This window comes from Paenibacillus sp. HB172176 (genome assembly GCF_011947265.1).
Lineage (GTDB): Bacteria > Bacillota > Bacilli > Paenibacillales > Paenibacillaceae > Pristimantibacillus.
In genome coordinates this window covers 70,701-95,296 of record NZ_JAATHD010000022.1, presented here as the reverse complement: position 1 = coordinate 95,296, position 24,596 = coordinate 70,701, and the positions used below count along the sequence as shown (strand labels likewise).

The following is a 24,596-nucleotide window of genomic DNA, read 5'->3' as shown; positions in this document are numbered from 1 at the left end:
GACGAGAGCAGCAAGGGGGATTTAGAAATGAAGCTGCAGGAATTTGACAAGGAGCGCGCTGAATTTCTCTACCATCAGCCATCCGATTGGGAGAAGAACGGGCAGATATGGACGGTACGAGGCGGCTGCAGCATCGGGAAGAGCGGCTATCAGGTTTCGCCGAGGCGGCTGGACTGCTACAGCTTCCACTACATCAAAGAAGGCCGCCTTCTCTACGAAAGCGACCTTCATGAGCAGATCGTGCGGGGAGGCGATCTCTATTGCCTGTTTCCCAATCGTACGTATTCCTATCGCAGAATGGATGATATCGAGCCCATGCAGATGTACTGGCTCGCCTTCGACGGGCCGCAGGCCGCGCACTTGCTCCATGAGGCGGGCTTTTCGCCTGAATCGCCCCATTCGGCGAAGCGATGGTCGAATGGGCTGCAAGCCCGACTGGAGCAAATCTTTCATTTGATGCGCGAGCATGCCTCCCCCTCTATATTGCTTGGAATGCAGATGCAATCAGCTCTGCTGCAATTCTTCTCCGCTCTGTTCCGCGAGGACAAGAGCGACGGCGTTCCGCGGCATCAGCAATGGATTGAGAGCAGCATGCAATATATGGAGCTCCATGCGACAGAAGGACTGACCGTCGCTCAGCTGGCGGATATGGCGGGCATGAACCGCAATTACTTCTCAACCGCATTCGCGCAGCATACCGGCATGCCGCCGCTGCTTTATATGACCGGCATTCGCGTCAAGAAAGCCCAAAAGCTGCTTCACGAAACGAATGATTCCATTACAGAGATCGCTTATTCATTAGGCTATGCCAATCTCTATGTGTTCTCCAGAGCCTTTCACCGTTATTGCGGCCTGTCTCCGACAGAATACCGCGCAACGAAGAAGCTTATTTCGCATGATTGGAGCCGCTGACGAACAATCTCGTCAGCTGCTTGGCAGCCTGCTCCAGCAGTGCCGCGCTTCCTTCCATCGCTTGCGCCAGCGTCATCGGCCGGTTCATGATGCTGAATACGGCCGCAACGCCTTCCTTGTGCAGCTCTTCGATGCCTTCGCCGAGCGAGCCGGACAGAACGATGACCGGCACGCCGAAGCGCTTCGCGATTCTCGCCACGCCGCATGGCGCCTTTCCGTGCGCGGTCTGGAAGTCGGTCTGCCCCTCTCCGGTGAAGACGAGATGGGCTCCCGCGATGCTCTCCTCCAGCAACACATGCTCGGACACGATTTCAAAGCCCGACTTCAGCTCGCCGCCGAGGAATGCCGCGATCCCTCCAGCCAATCCTCCAGCTGCGCCTGCACCGGTCATTTCGTGAATACGGTTGCCAGTTGTCCGCTCGATGAGATCTGCGAATCTCGTCAGGTTGCGGTCCAGCCGTTCGACCATATCGCTCGACGCGCCTTTCTGCGGACCGAATACGTGCGATGCGCCATTCTCCCCGACAAACGGATTGTCGACATCCGAAGCGATAATGAACTCGCATTCGGCAATTCTTGGATCAAGACCGCTTGCGTCTATGCTGCGAAGCTCCTCGAGCGCGCCTCCTCCATAACCAATCTCCTCGCCTCCTGCGTTCTTGAGGCGAATGCCCAGCGCTTGCAGCATGCCCGCTCCGCCGTCATTGGTCGCGCTGCCGCCCAAGGCGACAATAAAGCGGCGGCAGCCCGCATCCAGTGCGGCTATAATCAATTCACCGACGCCGCAGGTTGTCGTAAGCAGCGGATTTCGATCCTGCTCGCCGATCAAATACAGTCCCGCAGCCGTCGCCATCTCGATGACGCATGTTTCCCCGTCGCCCAGCACGCCGTAGGAGGCAGCGATTCTCTCTCCGAGCGGATTCGCAACCTGAACCGCCCTTATTTCGCCTCCTGTCGCTTCTACGAGGCAAATCATCGTGCCCTCCCCGCCGTCCGCAAGCGGAATGCGTTTGATCTCGGCTTCGCAGCCGGATTTCCGAATGCCGGCTTCTATGGCGGCCGCCGCCTCCGGCGCGGTCAAGCTGCCTTTGAATGAATCCGGCGCAATGACAATTTTCAATATCCTCAGCTCCTTTATCTGTCCTGATTATATCATCTTCTAACGGATAAAGATGACTTGTCCCTCCCGCAGCGTTATAATGAATACGTTCATTCATGATGAATTACATTAAGCTGCTGGAGGAGTGTCTAGAGATGAATTACACTGAGCTTTCTTCTATTGAGGAATGGAACGACGCATACGAGAAATCCGCGAATAAGCCGCTTGTCGTATTCAAGCACAGCACAACCTGTCCCGTCAGCGCCAATGCTTACGAAGAGTTCACGAATTACTTGAACGACAAGCCGAGAGAAGACGTCGATTATGTGCTGGTGAAGGTCATCGAGTCGCGTCCGACCTCACTGCAAATCGCGGAGGATACGGGCGTAAAGCATGAATCGCCGCAAATCATTTATTTCGAGAAGAAGCAGAAGGTATGGTCGGCGACGCACTGGTCGGTAACGAAAGCGCATATCAGCGCCGTGCTTGATTAGAGGATTCGATGCCGGAAGAGGCTGGAAGCTCCCGTCTGCCCTTCAGACGAGGCCTCCGGCCTCTTTCCCATGCATGAGGTTTGAACAAGCTTGGCCTTGGGTATTTGTGCTTATAGGGCCATCTATTAAATCTATCAGCGAAGGGGAAGCGCTATGAATCGATTCGAGCAAAGAAAGCAAGATATTCTGCAAAACATCGCGCGTCAAGCCAGCATGAAGCCATTATTGCCGAGCGGCTTCTGGTTTCACGACGATATTCGCCATAATTTCTATTATGCCTCTTATTTATTCGCGGCAGCCGTACAAGGCCTTCGTCTTCCCGGAGGCAAAGAAGAAGCGATGAAAACTTCCGAAGCTGTGCTGCTGAAGGTGCTTGCGCTGCAAGACAAGCAGCCTGTCAGCAGTACCTACGGACATTGGCCTCTGAATCTGGGAGAGCAGCCCGAGGCAGCCTCCCCGCATATTCTACCGGCCGAGATTATGGGCTGCTTGCTTGGCGTCTTTTACAAGAAATATCGAGATGATATGTCAGATTCGCTTCGTTCGGCCGCTTATGAGGCTTTGGTCCATCTGCATCAATCCCGCTATTATGAGGAAGGGCTGCGGCGTTATAATCATCACGAAGCTAAGCATACGGCTGCCGGCATCATCTACGGCACCATCCTCGGGGATAAGGAATTGCTCAAGAACAGCCATCGCCGCGTGCAGGCTACCTTGTATCAGCTGCAAACCTACAGCATGACGGAATACGGCATCCTCCCCTGGTTCTGGCATTGGGTCCAGGCGTTCGAAGCCGCTTGGGAGATTACCGGTGATCAGGCGGTTAAAGAAAATATAGAAGGATTGCTGGAGTGGCTGTGGCAGGAGCGAGCCGCTTATTATTTGAGGGGAGCGTGGGCGGGTCCGCATTCCCGCTCCTTGCCTCTCGATGCGCCGAGCGACATGAATATCGCGTTTGATTATGCGCAATTCGGAGATTTCGAGCTTCCCGAGGAGCTGCCCAAAGCGGAATTCGCAGCCTTGCTAGACTATGAGATTCCGGAGGAGCTTCGCATGTCGATCTCGGAGCGCATCTATCCGCTGGAGCTGACGCGTCTCTATCCTGCCTCAATCGAGGAGCTGGATGTGAAGCTGCAATGCTATCTCTATATGACAGAGCAATATGCGGTAGGCGGCATTCTGGAGCGCAGGAAGGAATTCGACAACGAGCAGCACCGTTGGGATATTACGCTGCCGGTCCGTCACGATTCCATCAATCAAGCATTCTTCCTTCATCCCGCAGAAGGACGGTCCGGCTCTGATCCCCGTCACAGCAGCGACGCCGAGGATATCTTCGTTCAGCAAAACGCGGTAATCGCGCTTTACAAGCCGAATGAAGGCAATCAGCAGGGAATCGTCGGCGTGTTGCCGCTTGGCAATTGGCATGCGGAAGGAAATTCGCTTTACGGTCAAGTCGACAATGTATTCTTCGCCGTTCATCTCATGAAGCCGTTTACCTTTCTCAAGAAGAGCGATCGATATGTGGTGGAAGCGGAAGAAGGCGACGCCAATGGCGTTGTCGTCGAGGCGGTTTCGCTTATTGAGGCGGCGAACGAGGGAATTGACTCGCTTAGCTCCTTCATGGAAGCGAGCCGCAAGCGCAGCCCCGTCTTCAATGAGACGGAGCTTTCCGCCGAGTATGAGAGCTTTCTTGGTCATTCGCTCTGCTTCACGCATCGCTCGGCACAGGAAATTCATCTGTAATCCGCCGTCTGCGTATCGTCAACGGTTGAACTTGTCCTCAATCATTCGGGGAAGATGCTTCATCTTATAATCAATCGTTTTCAAATTCCGCTGCACTTCCTTCAAGCGCTCCTCTACTTGTCGCTTATGCTGGAGAAGAATATCCATCCCCTTCTCCAGCACGGCGCCGTGATCCATGCAATGCGCGATCAAGCTTCTGATTTCCTTGATTGGCATGCCGGTATTTTTCAAGCAGCATATCAAATCGATCCAGTCGATATCCTGCTCCTCGAATACACGCTTCCCTCTCTCCCGATGAATGAATGGAAGCAAACCTTCTTTATCATAATATCTAAGGGTGTAGATGGATATGCCGGTGCGTTCCGCCACTTGAGAAATGGTATAGCTCATCGTTTTTCTCCGATCTTTAGTGGAATATGGACTTGACCTAGAGTGTACTCTATCATTTATCGTAGAAGAGAACAAGATGTGAAGGGAGTTTTGAGACGCGCATGAAATATATTCAAATTGCAGGGACAGATCTTCAAGTATCCAATATCGTCATGGGGAATATGCGGCTTAAACAACTGTCGTTATCCGAGGCCGAGACTCTGATCCGCACAGCGATGGAAGAGAAAATCAATTTCTTCGACCATGCCGATATCTACGGCGGCGGGGAATGCGAATCCTATTTCTCCGAAGCGATCGGCATGAACGCGTCCTTACGTGAACAGATGATCCTTCAGAGCAAATGCGGCATTCGCAAAGGCTTCTTCGACTTCTCCAAGGAGCATATCATCGCATCGACCGAAGGCATCCTGAAGCGTTTGAACACCGATTATCTCGACATTCTCCTCTTGCATCGTCCCGATGCCCTGGTGGAGCCGGAGGAAGTGGCCGAAGCGTTCGACGAGCTGGAGAAGAGCGGCAAGGTCCGCCATTTCGGCGTGTCGAATCATACGCCGATGCAGACCGAGCTCCTGCAGAAGCATCTCTCGCAGAAGCTGATTGTGAATCAACTCCAATTCAGCATCGCGCATACGCCAATGATCGATTCCGGCATCGCCTTCAATATGAATGTCGATCAATCCGTCAATCGCGACAGCGGCATTCTCGATTATTGCCGATTGAACGGCATAACCGTGCAAGCCTGGTCTCCGTTCCAGAAGGGCTTCTTCAACGGTCCGTTCCTCGGCGATCTCGAGGAATACGCGGAGTTGAACAAACTGATCGACAGTCTGGCGGACAAGTACAATGTTGCCAATACCGCAATCGCTGTCGCTTGGATTACCCGCCATCCGGCGAATATCCAGGTCGTCACCGGTACCATGAATCTGGGAAGATTGAAGGACTGCTGCCAAGGCTCCGACATTCCTCTCACAAGAGAAGAATGGTACGGCATCTACAAGGCTGCCGGCAACATTCTACCTTAAAAGCCTAAAAAAAACTCTCCTCTCGGACCCGAACGGTTCGAAAGGAGAGTTTTTTTTAGGCGCTTGTCCAGCCGAGTCTGATTAGCCATCTTTCCGCCAATCTGCTCCATTCGGCCGTATCCGGGACATCCTCGGCAAGCCCAATGCCGTGTACCCCTTCTTCGAAAATATGCAACTCGTACGGAATGCGGTGCTTGCTTAGGCTCATGGCAAAGAGCAGGCTGTTCTCGGGAACTACCGCCTTGTCCTCCGCAGTATGCCAGAGAAAGGTCGGCGGCGTATCCTCTTTCACGTGAAGCTCGTTGGACAAAAACTCGATCAGCTCCGGATCCGGATCCTCGCCCAGTTGTACAGCCCGGGAACCGACGTGCGTGTATTCGTCCTGAAAGCTGATGACGGGATAACACAGGATCAGTGCATCCGGACGGCAGCTCTCCCTGTCTACGCCATCGATCGACCGCTCTATTCCTTGATCATGATGCGTTCCGACGGTCGCAGCCAGATGACCGCCCGCTGAAAAGCCCATCAAGCCGATACGATCAGGATCGACATTCCACTCCGATGCGAAATAACGCGCGTAACGGACAGCACGCTGCGCATCGATCATAGGAACCGGATAACCATACGGATGCACCCGATAGTGCAGCACTGCCGCCGACACGCCGATGGAATTCAACCACTGTGCGATTATGGGTCCTTCATGATGCGATCTGCCCATGTATCCGCCGCCCGGACAGACGATAACGAGACTCTTCGGTTTCTTGCTCTCCAGCAGGAACAACTCCAGGTAAGGCTTGTCCTCCTCTTCATTGCCAAGCGCATGCGGCGCATTCTCCTGCCATAATAATTGTTTCATGAATGTCTGATTCCCCTCTATTTCTGTTTATTGAGCTGCGGGCAAAGTCTCCATGAAAGCCCGCATGGCACTGCTTCTAACCAGATCCTTGCGGCAAATGAACATGGTCGGCTGTTTGCTTGTTTGACCCGGAATCTCGAAGCTTCTCAATGCCCCTGCTCCATTATACCTCTCCACGATCGCTTTCGGCATTAAGGAAATACCGAGCCCGGCGGCAACGCTTCCCATGATCGCCTCCAAGGTTCCGAACTCCATAACAGCAGGGAAGGGATGCCGCCTCGATCGCAGCCACTCCTCCAGCACCTCGCGATACGAACAGCCCTTGCTGTATACAAGAATAGGCTTCGCAATCGCTTCTTCCAAATCATGAACGCTTCGATTCGCAACAATAACCAGCTCTTCCTCGAAAATCAAGCTTTGCTCGACATCTCTTCGATTGCAATAGCAGCCGATAAAGGCTCCTTCGAGCTCATAATTCAAAACCTTGTCAATCATGAGCTGGGAATGCCCGGTGCTGAGAGAAACTTCAACCTTCGGATAGGTTTTGCAATATTCAGCCAGCAAACCGGGAAGCCTTAGAGCCGCGCAGGTTTGCGTTGAACCAATCGAGAGCGAGCCGCCAGGTTCAAGCTCCGTCGTCAACGCCCGCTTCGCTTCGTCCAGCAGGCCAATCACTTTGTCTGCATAAAGCAGCAAGGCTTTCCCGCTGGAGCTTAAGGTCATCCCGCGATTATGCCTCTGGAACAAGCTGGTGCCAAGCTCTTGCTCCAAAAGCCGGATACGCGTCGTCACATTCGATTGCACATAGCCCAGTCGCTCCGCCGCCTTCGTAATCGTGCCTTCGGCTGCAACGGCCTGAAAGATGCGCAGCTCGGAGCTTTCCATTGGCAAGCCCTCCTCAGTTGCTATCATAATTAGTGATATTATTCATCATTTACAATCATTATACTTAATTTCAACGAGAGAATACAATAGAGATATCACAGCAAAGGAGACAATGGCTATGCAAACATCGAAATATTTCAGTCTACTTCTATTAACCACCTTTCTAATGGGCATAGCGTTCCCGCTTGGGAAGCTTGGAATGGACTATGCGCCTCCCTTCTTGCTCATGGCAATCCGTTATCTCCTTGCGGGCAGCTTGTTGATCCCGATTGTGAAAATGCTTGGCAAACCTGGCCCCCGTGGACGAAAACAATGGCTGCAAGCAGCCGCAATCGGTTTGTTCCAAAGCGCGGGCGTCATGGGCTGCGCCTATTACAGCATGAACTGGATTTCTTCGGGGGAATCAGCCATTCTTACATGCATGAATCCGTTAATTGTTATCCTGCTAAGCTCCGTTATCAGCGGAGTTTCTTACAGCGCGAGACAGTGGATTGGCGTAGTGCTCGGTTTCGGCGGCGTTGCCGTCGCCTTCGGACTTTCGATGTCGCTTAATCCCGGAACCTTTATCTGCTTGGCGGGCGCCTTCTGCTTTGCGCTGGCAACCATGCTTACGAAGCGTTGGGGGCCAGCCTTTGACATGACGGCGCTTGCGGCTTATCAAATGCTGTTTGGAGGATTTATACTGCTGGTTCTTAGCTTATGCACGGAACCTATTTCTTTTAGAACAACTACCGCTTCGGTGTCGATTTTGCTTCTTCTTGCGATTCTATGCTCCATGATCCAGTTCTCTCTCTGGTATTATCTATTGAAAAACAGCGATGCAGGCAAAACAAGCTCCTTCCTGTTCCTCGTACCTCTGTTCGGCGTCCTGATGAGCAGACTCCTGCTCCATGAGCCTGTCACTTGGTATGTTGCAAGCGGCGGAGCCTTGATTTGCTTCGGTATCATTCTCGTGAATCGAAAAAGCCGAGCCTTAGCCTATGTCGCGCGGAACAATAAAGCCAGCATCTGAATGCAAGAGAGAAGCTTCCTCATAAGCCGAAGAAGCTTCTCTCTTGGTCTTTCTTTTGTTCATGCGTTATGTTGCATGCAAGATCAAATCGCGAACATCCTCCGCAACCATCTCGTTTGCGATTAGACCGTTGCCGAGCCAATGACTCGGATCCACGATGAACATATGATTTTGCTTTACGGCCGGCACGCTCTTCCACACCTTGCTCTCCATAATCTCCTTTGTCTGTCCCTCCCCGCCGTTCTGATCGATGACGAAGAGAAAATCGGCATCGAGCTCAGGCAGCACTTCCAATGACAGATCTACAATATCCTTATCTCTCACAAGCTCGGGCTGTTCGAATCCAAGCTCGTTATAGAGCAGCGGCCCGGCAAAATAAACATTGCCAAACATTCTGAATTTCTTGCTGTTAATCTGAACAATACCAATCTTCACAGACCCCGCCCTGGCGTTAATTTCATTCTTCACGTCTGACAAAAGCTCGTCATGCTTCTTTAAAGCCGCCTCCGCTTCCGCCTTTTTGCCCAGAAGATCGCCCAGCTTCCTCAATGACTCCCTGCTGTCCCCAAGCGCGTTCTCGAACACATAGGTTGGAGTGGCTTGCGTATATTGTTCATACAATTCTCCTTCGCCCATGCTAGCCGTATGCAGCACCAGCAGATCCGTCTTGAACTGAAGCACGGCTTCCGGCGACAATGCGGCGCTCATATCAATGACGGGAACGTCTGCCAGCTTGTCCTGCAGGTAGGTTTGCACCGTACCGCCGGATGACCATTGGGCAACCGGCGTAATACCGAGCATCAATAAGGAATCCTCTTGATAAGGCGCCATAATGTTGACAGGGGCTTTCGGAACTTTCACTTCATGGCCCAGTTCATCCGTCACCAGGCGTGTTGCCTCTGCCTCCGTCCCGTCTGCTTCGGCAGTTCGGTTTGCATTCACTGAACCTTCGTTTCCATTCGTCAAAGCTTTATTGTCCGAATTGCCGCAGCCCCCCAATACCATAACCAGCATCATTGCCAATACGGCAACGTATAGCCTCTTCTTGTGCATATCCATCCTCCTGTAGTGATAACTATTCTCATTAGAGATTATATATAGCTCTTTCCAGGACTGCCATGGACTATCCGTAGTTGATCCATGGATGATTTGCGGACAGGCGATTCTGAATAATGCCAAGCGCCCGCGCATGCGCATATGCGGAATACTCCAGCCATGGATCCACAGGCAGATGATGCACTTGATTCGTGCGAACGGCTTTTAATTCCTTCCACAGGCGAGACTGAGACAGTTGTTTCCAGGTATGTGCGGAGATGGGATCCTTCCAGATCACCAGCAGCAAAATATCCGGATCAATCTTCTCCAGCCCCTCTTTTGTTATTTTTTCATAATTGGATTTTGCGGGAATTTCGCAAGCGGGCGACAACTCCAGTTCGTGATGCAGCAGCGCCCCCATACGCTTCTCGCCGTATATATACAATTGCCTGCCGCTGATTCCAACAGACATAATGGTGCGGGAAGACGTATATCGCGCTAATTCTGTACGAACAGCATACACCCGGTTGTTGTACAATCGAATCCATCTTTCCGCTTCCGAGCCAAGCTCCAGCCTGTCCGCCAGCAGCTGGAGCTGCTCCGACCAATGAGCGGATGACGGCAAATACAGAACATCCGAAATTCGGTTCAGCTTGCTTCGTTCCCCTTCGGCATAAAGATCGCTTGCAAGAATCAGCTCCGGCTCCGTCGCAGCCAATCGTTCCAATTCTTCGTCATTCAGTTCCAGATGCTCTTCGCTCTTCAAATGCACGTTAATCATATGTCCGTATTGCCTCGCATAATATTCCGTCCAATCGCCATGAAGCGGAGCTGCATGCGGAATAACCTGCAAGGCAAGCAACTGTCCCGTGCCGCTGAAGGTGCAAGAGGCTACCCTTCTCCGATGGCGGGTTCGATATTCGGACGGTGAGATTCCGAACGCCTTCTTGAATTTGCGGCTGAAATAAAACTCATCTTGTATGCCGACCTGCACCGAAATTTCGTTCAGCTTGGCTTCCGTTTGATTAATCAGACCGCTCGCATACCCCATGCGCAAAGAAGAGAGATAGTCCATTGCGGTGCATCCGTAGCGGGATTTGAATGCCTCGCGAAAATGCGCCGTGCTGAGCCCGCATCTTTTGGCCAATCGATCATTCGAAATATCCTCGTCAAAATGCTGCTCCATATAGGCCGCTGCGCTCGCGACCCCGCTTTCGCAGACAACAGGATCAGAATACATGGACTTGCCAATTGAGGCGCATAGCAATTGAATCAACATTGCATCGCACAACAATCGATCCTGTATCGTGTTCCTCTCCCATTTCATCGCCATTTCCCTGCATGCGGCCTGCCAATTTCCCTCCAGGCTGAAAAAGTCGGTCGGTTGGGGATGACCGTCGCGCGCACGCTCCTGAAGTTGAGGCGCAGGCGTCCCGTCCGCTTGGAGAAGGAAGCATTCATAAGACAAAGCCATAACCTCTCCCAACCCGGAATCCAGCGCTAATTCCACTGGACAATCGTCATGAATTCGCACGCAATCGGCGAGACCGATTGTCCAGGATTGCGAATTTGCCTTAATCGCGATCCGTCCGCCCAGCACAATAACTATCGCGCAAGAAGCTTTCGCTTCGAGAACGACATCTCCCCGCAAAAGCTCCCGCATCGTCAAGAAGCGAATATCCCTTACTTTGTACATGGCCTCGCCAGCTGCGACCAAGCCTGTTTCCTCCATGATGAAAACCCGCTTTCATAATCTTATTACTGCTCCTGCATATCCAGCACGACACCATTGACCGCGTTCAGGAACGCGATGCCGCTTGCTCTTATAATATCCTTGTCCATGGCTCTGCCTGCATAGGTTTTGCCGTCATGCTCCAGTCGAATAGAGACTCTTCCGACCGCTTCCTTGCCGCGAGACAGACTGCCTATCTTATAATCCTTAAGCTCGACATCCAAATCGATGACGGCTCTGATTGCGGAGTACAGCGCATCGATCGGGCCTTCACCCGCGCTGTTCCCGGTCAGCCGTTCATCGCCTTTGCGCAACGCAACCGTTGCCGTCGGACACCGATCGTTGCTGATGACCTCGAACGTATCGAGCTCGAACAACTGCTTGGGACTCGATGCCATCGAGCGGTGCTCCAACACCAGATCGAACACATCATGATCGTAAACCTCCTTCTTTGCATCGGCCAGCGCCAGAAATTTGCCGAACAACGCTTCGAAATCGTCATCGCCGCCCTTGTCAAAGCCCAACCGCTCCACCGCGTTTTTGAAGGCATGCCTGCCGGAGCGCGCCGTCAGAATCAGCTCCATGCTCTCCGCTCCGACATCTGCGGGCGACATAATCTCGTACACCTGCTTATCCTTCAGCAAGCCGTCCTGATGAATGCCGGAGGAATGGGCGAAGGCGTTGTCCCCTGTTATCGCCTTGTTCACCTGCACATCCAGTCCGGTTAAATGACTGACCAGGCGCGAGGTGCGCAGCAGCTCGCTTGTATTGACGCCAGTGCTGCAACCCATATAATTTTCTCGCACCTTGATTCCCATCACGACCTCCTCCAGGGAGGCGTTTCCCGCCCGTTCTCCGAGACCGTTAATGGTGCATTCCGCTTTGTCCGCCCCATTCTTGATCGCCTGCAGCGTATTGGCGGTCGCAAGTCCAAGATCATTATGGCAATGCACGCTGAGCACAACCCGATCGTCCACGTTTTTGAGCCTTTCGTTGATTCTGCGGATCAAATCCCCGAATTCCTCCGGCACCGCATAACCGACCGTGTCGGGCACGTTAATCATAGTCGCGCCAGCCTTCACCACCGCATCGATCGTCTTCCACAAATATTCGAAATCCGAGCGGGACGCATCCTCCGTCGAATATTGTACCTGCGGCATTAAGGTTTTTGCATATTTGACCGCATCCACGCCCATCTGCAGCACGGCATCCTTCGAGCGATTAAACTTCTTCTCCACATGAATGTTCGAAGTGCCGAGCACGATGTGAATAAGCGGATTTTGCGCCAGCTTGATGCTCTCGTATACCGCCTCGATATCGGATTTCACCGCTCTGGCCAGCGCCGTAATGGATACGGAATCGCCAACGCTTCGCACAATTTCCTGCACCGCTCGAAAATCTCCCTCTGAGGAAGCGGGAAAGCCCGCTTCGATAATATCCACCTTCAGCCGCTTCAATTGCTGCGCGATTTCAACCTTCTGCTGTATATTGAGCTTTGCGCCGGGCACCTGCTCGCCGTCGCGCAATGTCGTATCGAATATAATAATGTTTCTGCTCATCTTGCTAACCTCCCGCTTACATTTATTTGAGATGCTTATATATAAAGCGAGGCTGTTCAAATCCGGATTTTGAACAACAAAAAAACCCCGTCTCTGCGTATAGAGACGAGGTTGAACTCGCGGTACCACTCTAATTCGTTCCCGATGCGCTCAGGGGAACAATCTTCTTCAACGGCCATCACCGTCTATCCTTGTAACGGCGGAATCCCGGCTTACCCTACATGATATGATCAGGCAGCTGCTCATAGACGAGTTCGAATTGAACGACGCTGCCGGTTCGCACCACCCACCGGCTCTCTGAAAGGTCGACTCCATTCTACTATTTCTAATCAAAGCATTTGGTTATGGTTAAGTTATTGGCAATAATAGCTTAAACTTCTCGCGTTGTCAACCGTGAAATCCGTCCGAATTTCCATGTTGAGCAACCTTCCGATGCGAACAGCCGAGTTAGAGCTGCAGTCGCTTGGCCTGATTGTAACCCGCTTCTCCGAACGGTTTAAGCTTCTCCACCCACAGCCCGAGCAGCGCGTCGACTTCTTTCTTGTATTTCTTCATCTCTTCGCGATCGCCCGCGAATTCTTCCTTAGGCTTGATCTCGTCCAGCTCCTCGTATACGAAGCTGTCGCCTCCGTGCAGCTTCCAGTCCTGTTGAATTTCAGGCATCGAATTCGTATTCGTCTGCTGCATGAAAGCGAGTCGATTTCTGGCGCCGTCGAGATCCATGCTTCCGCATATCAGCAGCTTCCCATTCGCCGTATTGCGGAGCTGATACACGCCCATCCGGCGAAAACTCTGCTTGTATGACGCGGCCAAATCCTTCTTCCTCTGCTTCTCGATCATGGCCTTCCCCTCCTTCCATCCGCCTCTTAATAGCCTAATTCCTTGAGCGTCCGGGAAAGCGTGCGCAGCCGTTCGCCAATCAACTCGTCATCGTCGCTTAACGCTTGACTGAACAAGCGAATATCCTCGTTGATGCGTTCATTATCCGTGCATACCGATAGGGTCATAGCATCTCCTTGCAGGCCGATCCGATCAATAATCGGGTTCTCGCTATCGTACAAATTCTTATATCGGTACGCCTCGCGAAAATGAGTCAAAGCGGAGGTGACCATTATAGCCAAATCAAGCACCCGATGAAGCGGAAGCTCCTCCGATTGTCTAGACCATTTATCCCCAGTATGCCTCCACACCTTCGCGGAAATATCCACCTTTCCTCGATCATTCCATTGAGCGAGTCCTAACGAAAGCCCCTTGGCATCCGTTTGATTCGCATATCTCCCATCAACGCCCTCGTAATTTTCCGAGACGATGACCGGCTTATGCTTGAGCGTTGTCGGTATCTTCATTGTATATCCTCCCTCGTATGATAAGATAGACGCCAAATTTCATCCACTATATTAACTGATTTAGTAAATTACTAAATAATTGCTCGTTCATCATAACGCGATCCCGCCGCCATGTCAAACCGAAAAAAGCCATGCCGAATATTTAATTATAGACAGAATTGACATTCAGCGTAACCCGCATTCGGGAAATTAGGAAATAGCGTTAAGCCTCTCACATATACTTGTAAAAATCAGACGCGGAGGTATCCGAAATGGACCGTTTAATTCAGCCCGTGAATGAAGAAATTGGACGGTTGTCCGATATGCTCTCTAATTCGCAGCATATCGACGGTGCTTGGCGATATTGCTTCGAGAACGGGACGAGCATCGACGCTTATGTCATTATTATTTTACGCATCCTGCAAGCAGAAAATGAAGAAGAGCTGATTCAAAAGCTCCATTCGCGAATTCTCGCAGAGCAAAAACCGAACGGCTGCTGGAAGCTGTTCTTCGACGAGGAGGAAGGAAATCTATCCGCCACGATCGATGCTTATTACGGCTTGCTCTTCTCCGGCTTCAGCAAGCCGTCGGACGAAGCCATGCAGAGAGCTCGGCGTTTCATCCAGATGAAGGGCGGTATCGGCAAAGCGGAAGCAACATTGACCAAAGCGTTGCTCGCCGCAACCGGACAAATGAAATGGCCGCTCTCCATTTCGTCGATTCCCATTGAAGCGTTGCTGCTGCCATCGTCGTTTCCCGTTCATTTCTTCTCATTCTCGGGCTATGCCAGAGTGCATCTAGCGCCGATGCTCATTATGGCGGATTTGAAATTCGGTTGGAAAGGCTCGCCGAAGCCTGATTTGTCCGACTTGCTTCTCGATCGGGAGGCTTCAAATGAAGAAGAGCTTCCGCCTGAGCACAATACGATGCTGGACGCGATTGCAGAGGGACTTAAAGGCGTCATCGGCAGTCCGCGATCCTTGCATGAGGCCGCGCTGGATAAGGCGGAGCAGTTCATCCTCGATCGCATTGAAGCGGATGGAACGCTGTACAGCTATGCCAGCTCCACGATTCTTATGATTCTCTCCTTGCTAGCACTCGGCTACGATCGCAAGCATCCCGTGTTGACGCGCGCGGCGCAGGCATTCTCCATGATGCGCTGCGATGCGTCTGGAAGAACGACCATCCAGAACTCACCATCGACCATTTGGGACACCGCTTTGCTCGCATACACGCTTCAGCAAGCGAGCTCCGACTCGTCCGGAGCCGCACAGAGAGCCGTACGCTATCTCTTGCCTTGGCAGCAGCGCAAGCTTGCGGATTGGAGTATCGGGAGCCCCTCCAGTATAGCCGGCGGCTGGGGATTCTCCGAGCGCAACACGTTGAATCCCGATGTGGACGACACGACGGCGGCGCTTCGCGCCGTCAAATGCTCCGGCTTGCACAGCGCCGAATTGAAATCGGCTTGGAACCGGGGGCTGCAATGGGTGCTGTTCATGCAAAATCGCGACGGCGGCTGGCCGGCCTTCGAGAAGAACAAGGACAACCGCATGCTTACCTGGCTCGCTATCGAGGGGGCCAAATCCGCGGCTATCGATCCGTCCGAAGCGGATTTGACGGGCAGAACCTTGGAATTTCTAGGTCAATTCGCAGGCTTTGACCATAGCCATTCCTTTATGAAACGAGGTGTAGACTGGCTCATCCGCAAACAAGAGCGGGACGGCTCTTGGTACGGCCGATGGGGAATTTGTTATATTTACGGCACATGGGCAGCTTTAACCGGAATGCGCGCGGCGGGACTGACAGAGAATCACGCCTCCATTCGGAAAGGCGCGGATTGGCTGCAGAACATTCAGAACAGCGACGGCGGCTGGGGCGAATCCTGCCGAAGCGACCAGTTGAAACGGTACGTGCCGCTCGGCGGCAGCACGCCGTCTCAGACGGCATGGGCGCTCGACGCTCTAATTGCCGCAGAGAGGGAGCCGGGCGGCTCGATGCGAAGAGGCGTTGAAGCCTTATTGCATATGCTGAGGGAAGATTCGCAGATGAACGCTTATCCGACCGGCGCGGGCCTGCCCGGCAGCTTCTACGTTCGTTATCACAGCTACCAGCATATCTGGCCCCTGCTTGCCTTAATTCATTTCCGGAAAAAATTTTTGCTATGACTCACTTACACGAAGTATAGTAGGTTACTTCTTATTCAGCTCTTTTGCATAGATATAGAGTTCGATATAATGAGAGAGCTCGCGATCTACGATTTTTTGAAGAAAAAAGGAGGAGTTTCACGACATGGTTTATGAAGCAAGCGCTGACCGCTATTCCACCATGAAATATAACCGCACAGGCAAATCCGGCCTTATGCTCCCAGCAATTTCGCTTGGACTGTGGCATAACTTCGGAGGCGTCGATTCGTATGAGAACGGAAGAGCGATGATTCGCCGCGCCTTCGATCTCGGCATCACCCATTTCGATCTTGCCAATAATTACGGACCGCCTCCAGGCTCCGCGGAGGAAATGTTCGGCCAAATGCTGAAATCCGATCTTGCTCCCTACCGTGACGAGCTGGTCATCTCCACCAAGGCCGGCTACTATATGTGGCCGGGACCTTACGGCGAATGGGGCTCTCGCAAATATGTGATTAGCAGCCTGGATCAAAGCTTGAAGCGCATGGGCCTCGACTATGTGGACATTTTCTACTCGCATCGTCCTGATCCGAACACGCCTCTCGAAGAAACAATGATGGCTCTCGACCAGATCGTTCGATCCGGGAAAGCAATGTATGTCGGCATATCCAGTTATTCCGCCGAACAGACGGCCGAAGCTTCGCGCATTCTGAAGGAGCTCGGCACGCCGCTGCTCATTCATCAGCCTTCGTATTCGATTCTGAACCGCTGGGTCGAGGACGGCCTGCAGGACGTGCTGGAGGAGAACGGCGTTGGCAGCATCGCCTTCTGTCCGCTCGCGCAAGGACTGCTCACCGACAAGTATCTGAGAGGCATTCCGGAAGGCTCGCGAGCCGCAAGCTCGACAGGCTTCTTGAAGGGCAAGGACATTACAGAGGACAAGATTGCCAAGATCGTCAAGCTTAACGAGCTGGCGAAATCGCGCGGCCAGTCCCTGGCGCAAATGTCGCTGGCTTGGGTGCTCCGGGGCGGCAGAATTACATCGGCCCTGATTGGAGCAAGCCGGGTAAGCCAGATCGAAGACAATGTTGCCGCGCTCTCCAACCTGAGCTTCAGCGACGAGGAGCTTGCGTTGATCAACCAGATCGTTAAGGATTAATCGCTAGGGATTAAACGCGAAGCTTTAACCCGAACAGCCTTCCCGTGCGCGAAATTCGCGCATGGGAGGGCTGTTGCTTGCTTCCATCCACCGCTTCCGCCTTGTTTGGATAGCTCCTGGACTCATCATCTCCGCTGAATCGAGCGCAAAGCTCCATTCCTTTCATGAAATTGACATAAAATCTTCCTTTGATTTCCACTATAAGTTCGAGTACGCTAAAACTAGACATCATCGAAATTTGTCGAAACATAGCGAATATGGGGGAGGTTTAACATGTCTAAAACAAAAAAAGCAAGATTCGCATTAACCATTCGCAAGAAGCTGCTCGGCGGCTCGTTCCTGCTGTTGATCGTGCCGATACTGACGCTCGGCATTGCCATCTATCAAGTATCGGTCGACGAGACGAATAAGTTGATCGAGAGCAAGCTGAGCGCCAGCGTTAATCTGGTGCTGGCCTCAATCGAAAACATGGACAAGCTGGTGGAAGCCGGCAAAATTTCGCAAGAGGAAGCTGAGGAACAGATGCGCGTCATGCTGCTGGGCGCCAAAACCGAAAACGGAACCAGAGCGATTAATCCTTCCATCGATCTCGGGAAGAACGGCTATTTTTTCGTGCTGGACGATAAGGGCAACCTTCTTGCCCATCCTTCTCTTGAAGGGCAGAATATATGGGACAAGCAAGCCTCGGACGGCACTTACTTCATACAGGATTTGATCCAGATCGGTCTTAATGGCGGCGGCTTTACCTATTATGACTGGCCTTTGCCGGCCCCTGCCGATCAGCCTGACAAAGTCATGAAGGAAGCGCTGAAGGTGTCGTATGCCAAGGCTTCGTCGTCATGGGGCTGGGTCGTTGTAGCAGGCTCGTACATGCAAGATTATAACGCGGGACAGAAGCATATCTTCCGCAATATCGTCATTACGCTCATCATCTGCTTCGTTGTCGGAGGCATTATTCTCGTCCTGTTCGCCGAACATATTACGAAACCGATCAAACGAATCGCACGCGAAGCGGAGCGAATATCGGGCGGCGATCTGGACGGCGATGACCTGACGGTGAAAAGCAAGGATGAAATCGGCGCGCTCGTCGAGTCGTTCAACAAGCTCGCGGGCAATATTCGTCAGTTGGTCGGTAATTTGACCTTAAGCTCAAATATACTTGCATCGTCATCGAGTCAACTGAACGAAGTTATCGGCGAAACGACTCTGGCCATTGCGAATACGACAAAATCGATTGGCGAAGTCGCGGAGAACAACAATAAACAATCCGGGGCGATGCAAGAAACCTCGCGTACCATGGAAGAGATGGCGACCGGCATCCAGCGCATCGCCGAATCCTCGTCAACGGCCTTCGATTTGTCGGCAAGAACGTTGGAAGAAGCGGAGAACGGCAATCAATCGATTCAAGGCTCCACTCGCAAATTGCATGAAGTAAGCTCGACGGTGCAGGAATTGAGCGGCTCGATCGCGAAGCTGAATGAGCAATCCCAATTAATCGGTGAAATCGTCGATACAATCAAAGGCATTTCGAGCCAAACGAATCTGCTTTCCCTCAACGCGGCGATCGAAGCCGCCAGAGCGGGCGAGCATGGACAAGGATTCGCGGTGGTCGCCGGCGAGGTTCGCAAATTGTCAGAGCAGACCAGCGAATCCGCCGAGCAAGTCGCCGAGCTGATTCACGAGATCAGAACGCAAATCGCGGCGACTTCCGAGTCCATGCAGAAGGGACAGCAAGAGGTGCTGGGCAGCGTTCAATCAATGGATGAGACGGGCCAAGCCTTCGGCCGCATCCTTGACTCTGCAAAAGCTATTGTACGCCAAGTGGAGGAAACCTCGGCAGCGGCAGAGCAAATGTCGGCCAGCTCGGAGGAAATCGCGGCTTCCATTCATGAGATGGAGCAGATAACGCTGCAAACCGCAGGCACCGCTCAGAGCGTAGCCGGCTCCGCCGAGCAGCAATCCGCGGCCATGAAGGAAATAGCGAATTCCGCAAGCAGCCTGAATCAAATGTCCGAAGAGATGCGGATTCTCGCGAAACGTTTCAAGAAGGAATAATCGCGAATGGAGTGATTGTGATGCAGGAAGTCTTTCAAGCGTTGGTTGTGGACAACAACAAGGGCTTTTCCAACGAACGGAGGCAGCTGGATTTTAGTCAGCTGCCTCCTGGCGAGGTACTGATTCGCGTCGCCTACTCCAGCGTGAATTATAAGGATGCGCTCGCATGCATGCCAGACAGCAGCGTTGTCAGAAGCTATCCCATGATTCCCGGGATCGATCTGGCCGGTCATGTTGTATCGTCCTCGGACAGCCGGTTCCGCGAGGGGCAATCTGTGCTTGCGACCGGCTACGAGCTGGGCATCTCCCATTTCGGCGGTTACAGCGAATACGCGCGGCTGAAGTCGGATTGGATCTTGCCGCTGCCGGAGGGCCTTTCCCTGCGCGAAGCGATGATTCTAGGAACGGCCGGTTTCACCGCAGCCATGTCCATCGATCGACTCGAGGAGAACGGCGTCGCCCCTGACAAAGGAAAGATACTCGTCACCGGCGCGACGGGAGGCGTCGGAGGATTGGCGATTGCAATGCTGAGCAGGCGGGGCTATCAGATCGTAGCTGGCACAGGAAAGCTGAGGGCCGCTCCGTATCTAACCGAGCTTGGCGCTGCGGAGCTTATTCACCGGGACGAAATCATTAGAGACAGCGGCAAGCCGCTGCAGAAGCAGCTCTGGCAAGCTGCCGTCGATCCGGTGGGCGGAAGCACGCTTGCTGCGATTGTCTCGAAGCTGAGCTACGACGGCTCGGTTGCCGTCAGCGGCTTGACTGGCGGAACCGCCGTCACGACTTCGGTCATGCCGTTTATTTTGCGGGGAGTGAACATACTTGGCATTGATTCGGTCTATTGTCCAAGGGATCGAAGGGAGCGGCTCTGGCGGCGTTTGGCCGGAGATCTCAAGCCCGTGAATCTCGAGAGGCTTGTTGATCGGGAAGTTGATCTCGGGGAGCTTCCTTCGGCGCTGAGCGATATTCTGAAGTCCAAGGTGCAGGGACGCGCAATCGTAAAGCTGATATAATGGGTGATAACGGCTAATAAGTGAAGGAGCGTTATCGAATATGAACCGAATTTCCGAGCAGTATATCCGAACCAGGGAACAACAGGAGCGATTGTCGAAAGCGGGGGAGCTGGCTTCCATATTCGCGGCGAGAGCGGAGGTCCATGATCGGGACGGCTCCTTCCCCTTCGACAATTTTGCCGATTTGCGCGAAGCAGGGTTTTACAAGCTCACGATTCCGAAGAAGCACGGAGGCGACGAGATTTCCCTCTATGAATTGGTGCAGGTGCAAGAGAGACTTGCTTACGGGGACGGTTCAACTGCGCTCTCCTTCGGGTGGCATCTCGGTCAAATGCTGCATTTCGGCTCCACTGACAAATGGAACCCGAAGATTTTCGCGGAGCTTTGCCGTTCCGTTGCCGAGAATGGAGCCATGATCAATACCTTTGCCAGCGAAGCCGCTTCGGGAAGCCCCAGCCGCGGCGGAAAGCCGGGCTCTATCGCAGTTCCGGTCTCCGGAGGCTGGCGGATTTCCGGTCGGAAAACTTTCAGCACCTTGTCCCCTATTCTCGATCAATTCGTCGTAACGGCTTATCTGGAGGAAGAGGCTTGCATCGGAAGCTTCCTCGTCAAGCGAGGCGACGGCATCAAACTGGTCGAAACCTGGGATACTCTGGGCATGAGGGCTACAGGGAGCCATGATATGATTCTCGAGGATGTATTCGTTCCGCATGAGATGAGATTGGCGGACAGCGGCATCGATGACGGCGGAGGCTGGCTGCTCCATATTCCGGCTTGTTACCTTGGAATCGCCATGGCTGCCAGAGATTTCGCGCTTGACTTCGCCCGCGCCTATAAACCGGGCCAAATGAAGGAATCAATTGCCTCTCTTCCCTCCGTTCAGCAATCGATCGGCGAGATGGAGGTCGAGCTTCGCACCGCGCGCTGCTTGCTTTACGATACGGCGGATCGATGGGATCGGCAAGCGGATTCGCGTTCTTCCATGAAGCCCGAGCTCGGCCTCGCCAAGTATGTCGCCACCAATCATGCCATTAAGGTCGTGGATATCGCGATGCGCATCGTCGGGGGCGCGAGCCTGTCGCGCAAGCTTCCTCTCGAGCGCTACTATCGCGACGTGCGCGCCGGACTTCATAATCCTCCGATGGACAATTCGGTAATCTCGTTGCTCGCCGCGGCTGCGCTTGCGGAATAGCAGTCGAAGCCCAAGAAGGCTGCGCGTCGATTGACTCGACCGCGCAGCCTTCTTGCCTCTATATCAGCTTATGCCTGTACCACTTGTCTCCCTTGAAGCGAAGCCAGAAGATGATTCCCCGCACGCCCCATTCCAGCACCATTGCCACCCAGACGCCAATAATTCCGAAATGAAGCGTTATGCCGAGAATATACCCCAGCACAATACGGAACAGCCACATCGACAGCAAGGAAGCAATCGATGTGAATTTGGAATCGCCCGCCGCCCGCAGCGCGGACGGCATGATAAAACTGATGGACCATACGATTGGCTGCGCAATCGATGTCAGCAAAATGAGCGCGAAGATTGTCGGAACAATTTCATCCGGCGGCGCGTACAGCTTTACAATGAGCGGGAACAGCAGAAGCAGAATAACGGTTATAACGACAAATACGACCGTTGACAAGCCAAGTAAGGATTTGATGAATTTCCGGGCATCCTCAATATTCCTTCGACCCATGCACTGCCCCACTACCGTAACAATCGCGACGGAGATCGATGAGCCGCCCACTTGAAACAGCATGGACAGAGAGCCGCTAATTGCATTAACAGTGACCGCCAACGTGCCAAGCTGAACGATGAAGGTCTGCGTGATAAGTTTTCCGCCGTTGAAGAACATCTGCTCGGCTGCAAACGGAATACCGATATACATAATTTTACGAAGCACGGAAGCATGCAGCTTGAGCATTTCGCGCAGCTTGAATCGAATCGTCTGATTATAGCGAATCAAATAGTAGAGAGCGGCCGCCATGCCCAGCACGCGAGCCGTTATGACGGAGATTGACAGTCCCATGACGCCCATATCGAATATCTTGATCAGAAGAAGATTCAACAAGAAGTAGGAGGCATTCATGATCAGGGACAGCATCAGACACGCCTTCGTCTCCGCCACGCCTCTGAGCACGCCCGTCACCGCCTGGAAGATTGCGATGAACGGATAGGAGATGCAGCTTCCAATCAGAAAGATTCGGGCGTTATGCATCACTTCTTCATCCGCGTCTCCGAAGAGCATATTCAAGGTCGATGTATGAAAAATGATTATAGCGACGCAGATAAAAATCGAAATAAACGCAACGGCTGAAATGGCTTGCGAGGCGGCCCTTGACACCATCTCATTGTTGCCGCTTCCTCTATACTGCGCGACGATAACCGTCCCGCCGGTCGCCACCGCCACGAACAAATTAATGAGAAACAAATTGATCGAATCCACCATGCTGACGGCGCTCACGGCGGCGACGCCGGAAGAGCTGACCATTGCGGTGTTCATAATCGCCATGATGACGATCAGAGAGGTATCCACGAATATCGGCACGATGATGGCGAATATTTGCTTGTAGTTCATCGAGCTGCCCGTGAAATAGTTGTTCAAAATCGCGACGCTTCTTGTCTGGAGTCTGGATCGCATGCCTTGCACCGCATCATCACTTCTTTTCGTATACTTTGCCGATAACGGTTGTTGTCCCGTTTGTCATGATCGAGCTATCCCAGTATAGCAAAAAAAACGAAGGACGGCAGAAAAAAAGATGAAACTTATGAGCGAAGCATCCTCCAGCCTACAAGCAAATTCCAAAAAAACCGTTCTCGATCAACATCCAAACGCCCATAATCCCGAGCGCGACGCCCGAAGCCTTCTCCGCCCATTCTCCGAGGAATCGTCCCAGTCTTGCTCCGAATGTAACGCCAATTAGCGAAAACGCGAATGACTGGACTGCAAACAATAAAATCGCAAGCATGATCGGCATTTGCATTAATCCGGCAGAAAAGCCAACCGCCAGCTCGTCCAGACTGATGCCAATCGCAGCCGCAAGCAGCGGCCAACCTGCAAGAGACTGCCCGAACGCCGTACGCTCATCATCGTCATCATCGAAAAAAAGAAAATAAATCGCCACTCCGATTAATAATAGAGCACCTATCGTCGTGAGCGCTCCTCCAAAAAAACGTCCTAACGCTCCCCCGACAATCATACCGGCAATCGGCATGAGAGATTCGGCCGCGGCGAATACAAGCGCGATTTTCAACTTGTTTTTCGGCTCACGACGGATTCCTAACGAAGCCGAAACGATTAACGCGTCGAAGCCAAGCGACAAACTAATCAACCAAACGTACAACGTTTCCATGCTGCAGCTCCCTCTTTTATCGTTTGTCTTATTACCACTATATACAATGCGATATTGAATTAGTACAAGCCTTAGTATAGGATCGTCGCTCCTGTGGGAACCTAACGCAAAGAAAAAATCTTTGACAAAGGCAGGTTGTATACATGAGAAAAACAATATTATGCGTTGTATGGATTGTCGCGGCCTCTATGATGCTTGCCGCTTCGGCCTATGCCTATTCCCATGCCAATAACGGCGGAAACGGCGGATTGGGCAGCGGAATGGGGACTGAAGCGAGCGGCACGAAAAGCGGAATTTCCGCAAAAAGCTACGATGCCGGAATGCAAGCCGGATCGTTGCATAACCTAAGTGAAAAAGGACATGAAGTCAGCATCTACGGTACGGATACGGGAACGCAGTTCTTGAACGGCAACGCGAACGGGAGTCATTCCGGAACAATAAACCGCCCCGGGACTTACCATGACCAATCTTTTGAAGACGGCGGGTATCGCGCGACTGCAGTAACTTCCTCCGACAACAATAAGGCATGGGGCTGGCTTGGATTGCTGGGGCTGCTCGGGTTGTTCGGTATGCGGAATCGCAATCCCCAGCGTAATGATCGATGATGAAAGGCTAAGAAGTAACGATGCGGCTCACCCTTCAACTTGATGAGGGAACCGCATCGTTATTTTTTTGCTTCTTGGACATCCCGGGACCGACATAGAATGAAGGGAACGAACATCTGACAACGATCGAGGGAGGTGCGGCAATGTGGGTTAAGCCGAGTTTCAAGATAATTGAAATATGCGCCGAAGTTACCTGCTACGCTTACCGGAAATAACTCTTGAAGGAATA

At 52.6% G+C, this 24,596-nt stretch carries 23 protein-coding genes and 1 other annotated feature; of the genes, 12 read left to right on the top strand and 11 right to left on the bottom strand.

The features are described from left to right. Nucleotides 1–27: 27 nt before the first annotated feature. Nucleotides 28–912 carry a helix-turn-helix domain-containing protein gene (locus tag HFP08_RS22655; RefSeq protein ID WP_168122901.1) on the top strand — a complete coding sequence of 295 codons (885 nt, stop codon included), beginning with the start codon at nucleotides 28–30 and terminating at the stop codon, nucleotides 910–912. On the opposite strand, the gene HFP08_RS22650 is transcribed toward HFP08_RS22655, so the two are convergent. After that, nucleotides 887–2,032 carry a glycerate kinase gene (locus HFP08_RS22650; RefSeq protein WP_168122900.1) on the bottom strand — a complete coding sequence of 382 codons (1,146 nt, stop codon included), beginning with the start codon at nucleotides 2,030–2,032 and terminating at the stop codon, nucleotides 887–889. The two genes, HFP08_RS22655 and HFP08_RS22650, sit on opposite strands and share 26 nt — an antisense overlap. A 134-nt stretch (nucleotides 2,033–2,166) precedes the next feature. On the opposite strand from HFP08_RS22650, the gene ytxJ reads away from it, so the two are divergent. Together ytxJ and HFP08_RS22640 are read left to right on the top strand one after the other, a co-directional pair. Continuing rightward, complete coding sequence (ytxJ, locus tag HFP08_RS22645) at nucleotides 2,167–2,505, top strand: bacillithiol system redox-active protein YtxJ (RefSeq protein ID WP_168122899.1); 339 nt, start codon at nucleotides 2,167–2,169, stop codon at nucleotides 2,503–2,505. A gap of 153 nt (nucleotides 2,506–2,658) precedes the next feature. Next, nucleotides 2,659–4,248, top strand: a complete 1,590-nt coding sequence (locus HFP08_RS22640; protein WP_168122898.1) for a hypothetical protein — start codon at nucleotides 2,659–2,661, stop codon at nucleotides 4,246–4,248. A gap of 18 nt (nucleotides 4,249–4,266) precedes the next feature. Here HFP08_RS22640 and HFP08_RS22635 read toward each other — a convergent pair whose 3' ends face one another. Beyond that, nucleotides 4,267–4,638, bottom strand: coding sequence for a MerR family transcriptional regulator (locus tag HFP08_RS22635; RefSeq protein ID WP_168122897.1), 372 nt, complete (start codon nucleotides 4,636–4,638; stop codon nucleotides 4,267–4,269). A 101-nt stretch (nucleotides 4,639–4,739) separates the two neighbouring features. Here HFP08_RS22635 and HFP08_RS22630 point away from each other — a divergent pair, with 101 nt between their 5' ends. Continuing rightward, nucleotides 4,740–5,660 (top strand): aldo/keto reductase, encoded by a 921-nt coding sequence (locus tag HFP08_RS22630; RefSeq protein ID WP_168122896.1) that lies wholly within the window; start codon nucleotides 4,740–4,742, stop codon nucleotides 5,658–5,660. Nucleotides 5,661–5,715: 55 nt separating this feature from the next. Here HFP08_RS22630 and HFP08_RS22625 read toward each other — a convergent pair whose 3' ends face one another. Continuing rightward, entirely contained in the window at nucleotides 5,716–6,516 is an 801-nt protein-coding gene (locus tag HFP08_RS22625) for an alpha/beta hydrolase (RefSeq protein ID WP_168122895.1), read from the bottom strand. Between the two features lie 27 nt (nucleotides 6,517–6,543). Beyond that, entirely contained in the window at nucleotides 6,544–7,401 is an 858-nt protein-coding gene (locus HFP08_RS22620) for a LysR family transcriptional regulator (protein WP_168122894.1), read from the bottom strand. Nucleotides 7,402–7,519: 118 nt separating this feature from the next. On the opposite strand from HFP08_RS22620, the gene HFP08_RS22615 reads away from it, so the two are divergent. Further along, complete coding sequence (locus HFP08_RS22615) at nucleotides 7,520–8,413, top strand: DMT family transporter (RefSeq protein ID WP_168122893.1); 894 nt, start codon at nucleotides 7,520–7,522, stop codon at nucleotides 8,411–8,413. Between the two features lie 66 nt (nucleotides 8,414–8,479). On the opposite strand, the gene HFP08_RS22610 is transcribed toward HFP08_RS22615, so the two are convergent. From HFP08_RS22610 to HFP08_RS22590, 5 genes are all read right to left on the bottom strand, one after another. After that, nucleotides 8,480–9,466 carry an ABC transporter substrate-binding protein gene (locus tag HFP08_RS22610; RefSeq protein WP_168122892.1) on the bottom strand — a complete coding sequence of 329 codons (987 nt, stop codon included), beginning with the start codon at nucleotides 9,464–9,466 and terminating at the stop codon, nucleotides 8,480–8,482. Between the two features lie 70 nt (nucleotides 9,467–9,536). Further along, nucleotides 9,537–11,180: an ABC transporter substrate-binding protein gene (locus tag HFP08_RS22605; RefSeq protein ID WP_168122891.1), complete on the bottom strand. Its 1,644-nt coding sequence runs from the start codon at nucleotides 11,178–11,180 to the stop codon at nucleotides 9,537–9,539. A 26-nt stretch (nucleotides 11,181–11,206) separates the two neighbouring features. Further along, nucleotides 11,207–12,739: a 2-isopropylmalate synthase gene (locus tag HFP08_RS22600; RefSeq protein ID WP_168122890.1), complete on the bottom strand. Its 1,533-nt coding sequence runs from the start codon at nucleotides 12,737–12,739 to the stop codon at nucleotides 11,207–11,209. A 98-nt stretch (nucleotides 12,740–12,837) separates the two neighbouring features. Beyond that, nucleotides 12,838–13,081: a binding site (T-box leader), on the bottom strand. 105 nt (nucleotides 13,082–13,186) lie between these two features. Beyond that, nucleotides 13,187–13,579, bottom strand: coding sequence for a GIY-YIG nuclease family protein (locus tag HFP08_RS22595; RefSeq protein ID WP_168122889.1), 393 nt, complete (start codon nucleotides 13,577–13,579; stop codon nucleotides 13,187–13,189). Nucleotides 13,580–13,605: 26 nt separating this feature from the next. Beyond that, a complete protein-coding gene (locus tag HFP08_RS22590) occupies nucleotides 13,606–14,085 on the bottom strand; it encodes a DUF6530 family protein (protein ID WP_168122888.1) in 480 nt (159 codons plus the stop codon). Nucleotides 14,086–14,336: 251 nt separating this feature from the next. On the opposite strand from HFP08_RS22590, the gene HFP08_RS22585 reads away from it, so the two are divergent. The 5 genes from HFP08_RS22585 (at nucleotide 14,337) to HFP08_RS22565 (ending at nucleotide 21,606) form a co-directional block, all read left to right on the top strand. Then, nucleotides 14,337–16,229 (top strand): terpene cyclase/mutase family protein, encoded by a 1,893-nt coding sequence (locus HFP08_RS22585; protein WP_168122887.1) that lies wholly within the window; start codon nucleotides 14,337–14,339, stop codon nucleotides 16,227–16,229. A 124-nt stretch (nucleotides 16,230–16,353) separates the two neighbouring features. After that, on the top strand, nucleotides 16,354–17,346 hold the full coding sequence (mgrA, locus tag HFP08_RS22580; protein ID WP_168122886.1) for an L-glyceraldehyde 3-phosphate reductase: 993 nt from the start codon (nucleotides 16,354–16,356) through the stop codon (nucleotides 17,344–17,346). Nucleotides 17,347–17,619: 273 nt separating this feature from the next. Then, a complete protein-coding gene (locus HFP08_RS22575; RefSeq protein WP_168122885.1) occupies nucleotides 17,620–19,401 on the top strand; it encodes a methyl-accepting chemotaxis protein in 1,782 nt (593 codons plus the stop codon). A gap of 20 nt (nucleotides 19,402–19,421) precedes the next feature. After that, the gene (locus tag HFP08_RS22570) at nucleotides 19,422–20,414 is read left to right on the top strand and encodes an acrylyl-CoA reductase family protein (RefSeq protein WP_168122884.1); all 993 of its coding nucleotides are present in this window, start codon (nucleotides 19,422–19,424) and stop codon (nucleotides 20,412–20,414) included. A gap of 40 nt (nucleotides 20,415–20,454) precedes the next feature. Beyond that, nucleotides 20,455–21,606: an acyl-CoA dehydrogenase family protein gene (locus tag HFP08_RS22565; RefSeq protein WP_168122883.1), complete on the top strand. Its 1,152-nt coding sequence runs from the start codon at nucleotides 20,455–20,457 to the stop codon at nucleotides 21,604–21,606. Between the two features lie 58 nt (nucleotides 21,607–21,664). Here HFP08_RS22565 and HFP08_RS22560 read toward each other — a convergent pair whose 3' ends face one another. Both HFP08_RS22560 and HFP08_RS22555 read right to left on the bottom strand, forming a co-directional pair. Beyond that, nucleotides 21,665–23,050, bottom strand: a complete 1,386-nt coding sequence (locus HFP08_RS22560; protein ID WP_168122882.1) for an MATE family efflux transporter — start codon at nucleotides 23,048–23,050, stop codon at nucleotides 21,665–21,667. A 148-nt stretch (nucleotides 23,051–23,198) separates the two neighbouring features. Then, on the bottom strand, nucleotides 23,199–23,762 hold the full coding sequence (locus HFP08_RS22555; protein ID WP_168122881.1) for a manganese efflux pump MntP: 564 nt from the start codon (nucleotides 23,760–23,762) through the stop codon (nucleotides 23,199–23,201). Between the two features lie 143 nt (nucleotides 23,763–23,905). Between HFP08_RS22555 and HFP08_RS29370 the strand changes: the two genes are divergently transcribed. Both HFP08_RS29370 and pqqA read left to right on the top strand, forming a co-directional pair. Beyond that, nucleotides 23,906–24,367 (top strand): WGxxGxxG family protein, encoded by a 462-nt coding sequence (locus HFP08_RS29370; RefSeq protein WP_240941755.1) that lies wholly within the window; start codon nucleotides 23,906–23,908, stop codon nucleotides 24,365–24,367. A gap of 143 nt (nucleotides 24,368–24,510) precedes the next feature. Continuing rightward, complete coding sequence (pqqA, locus tag HFP08_RS29780) at nucleotides 24,511–24,582, top strand: pyrroloquinoline quinone precursor peptide PqqA (RefSeq protein ID WP_168122913.1); 72 nt, start codon at nucleotides 24,511–24,513, stop codon at nucleotides 24,580–24,582. Nucleotides 24,583–24,596 lie beyond the last annotated feature (14 nt).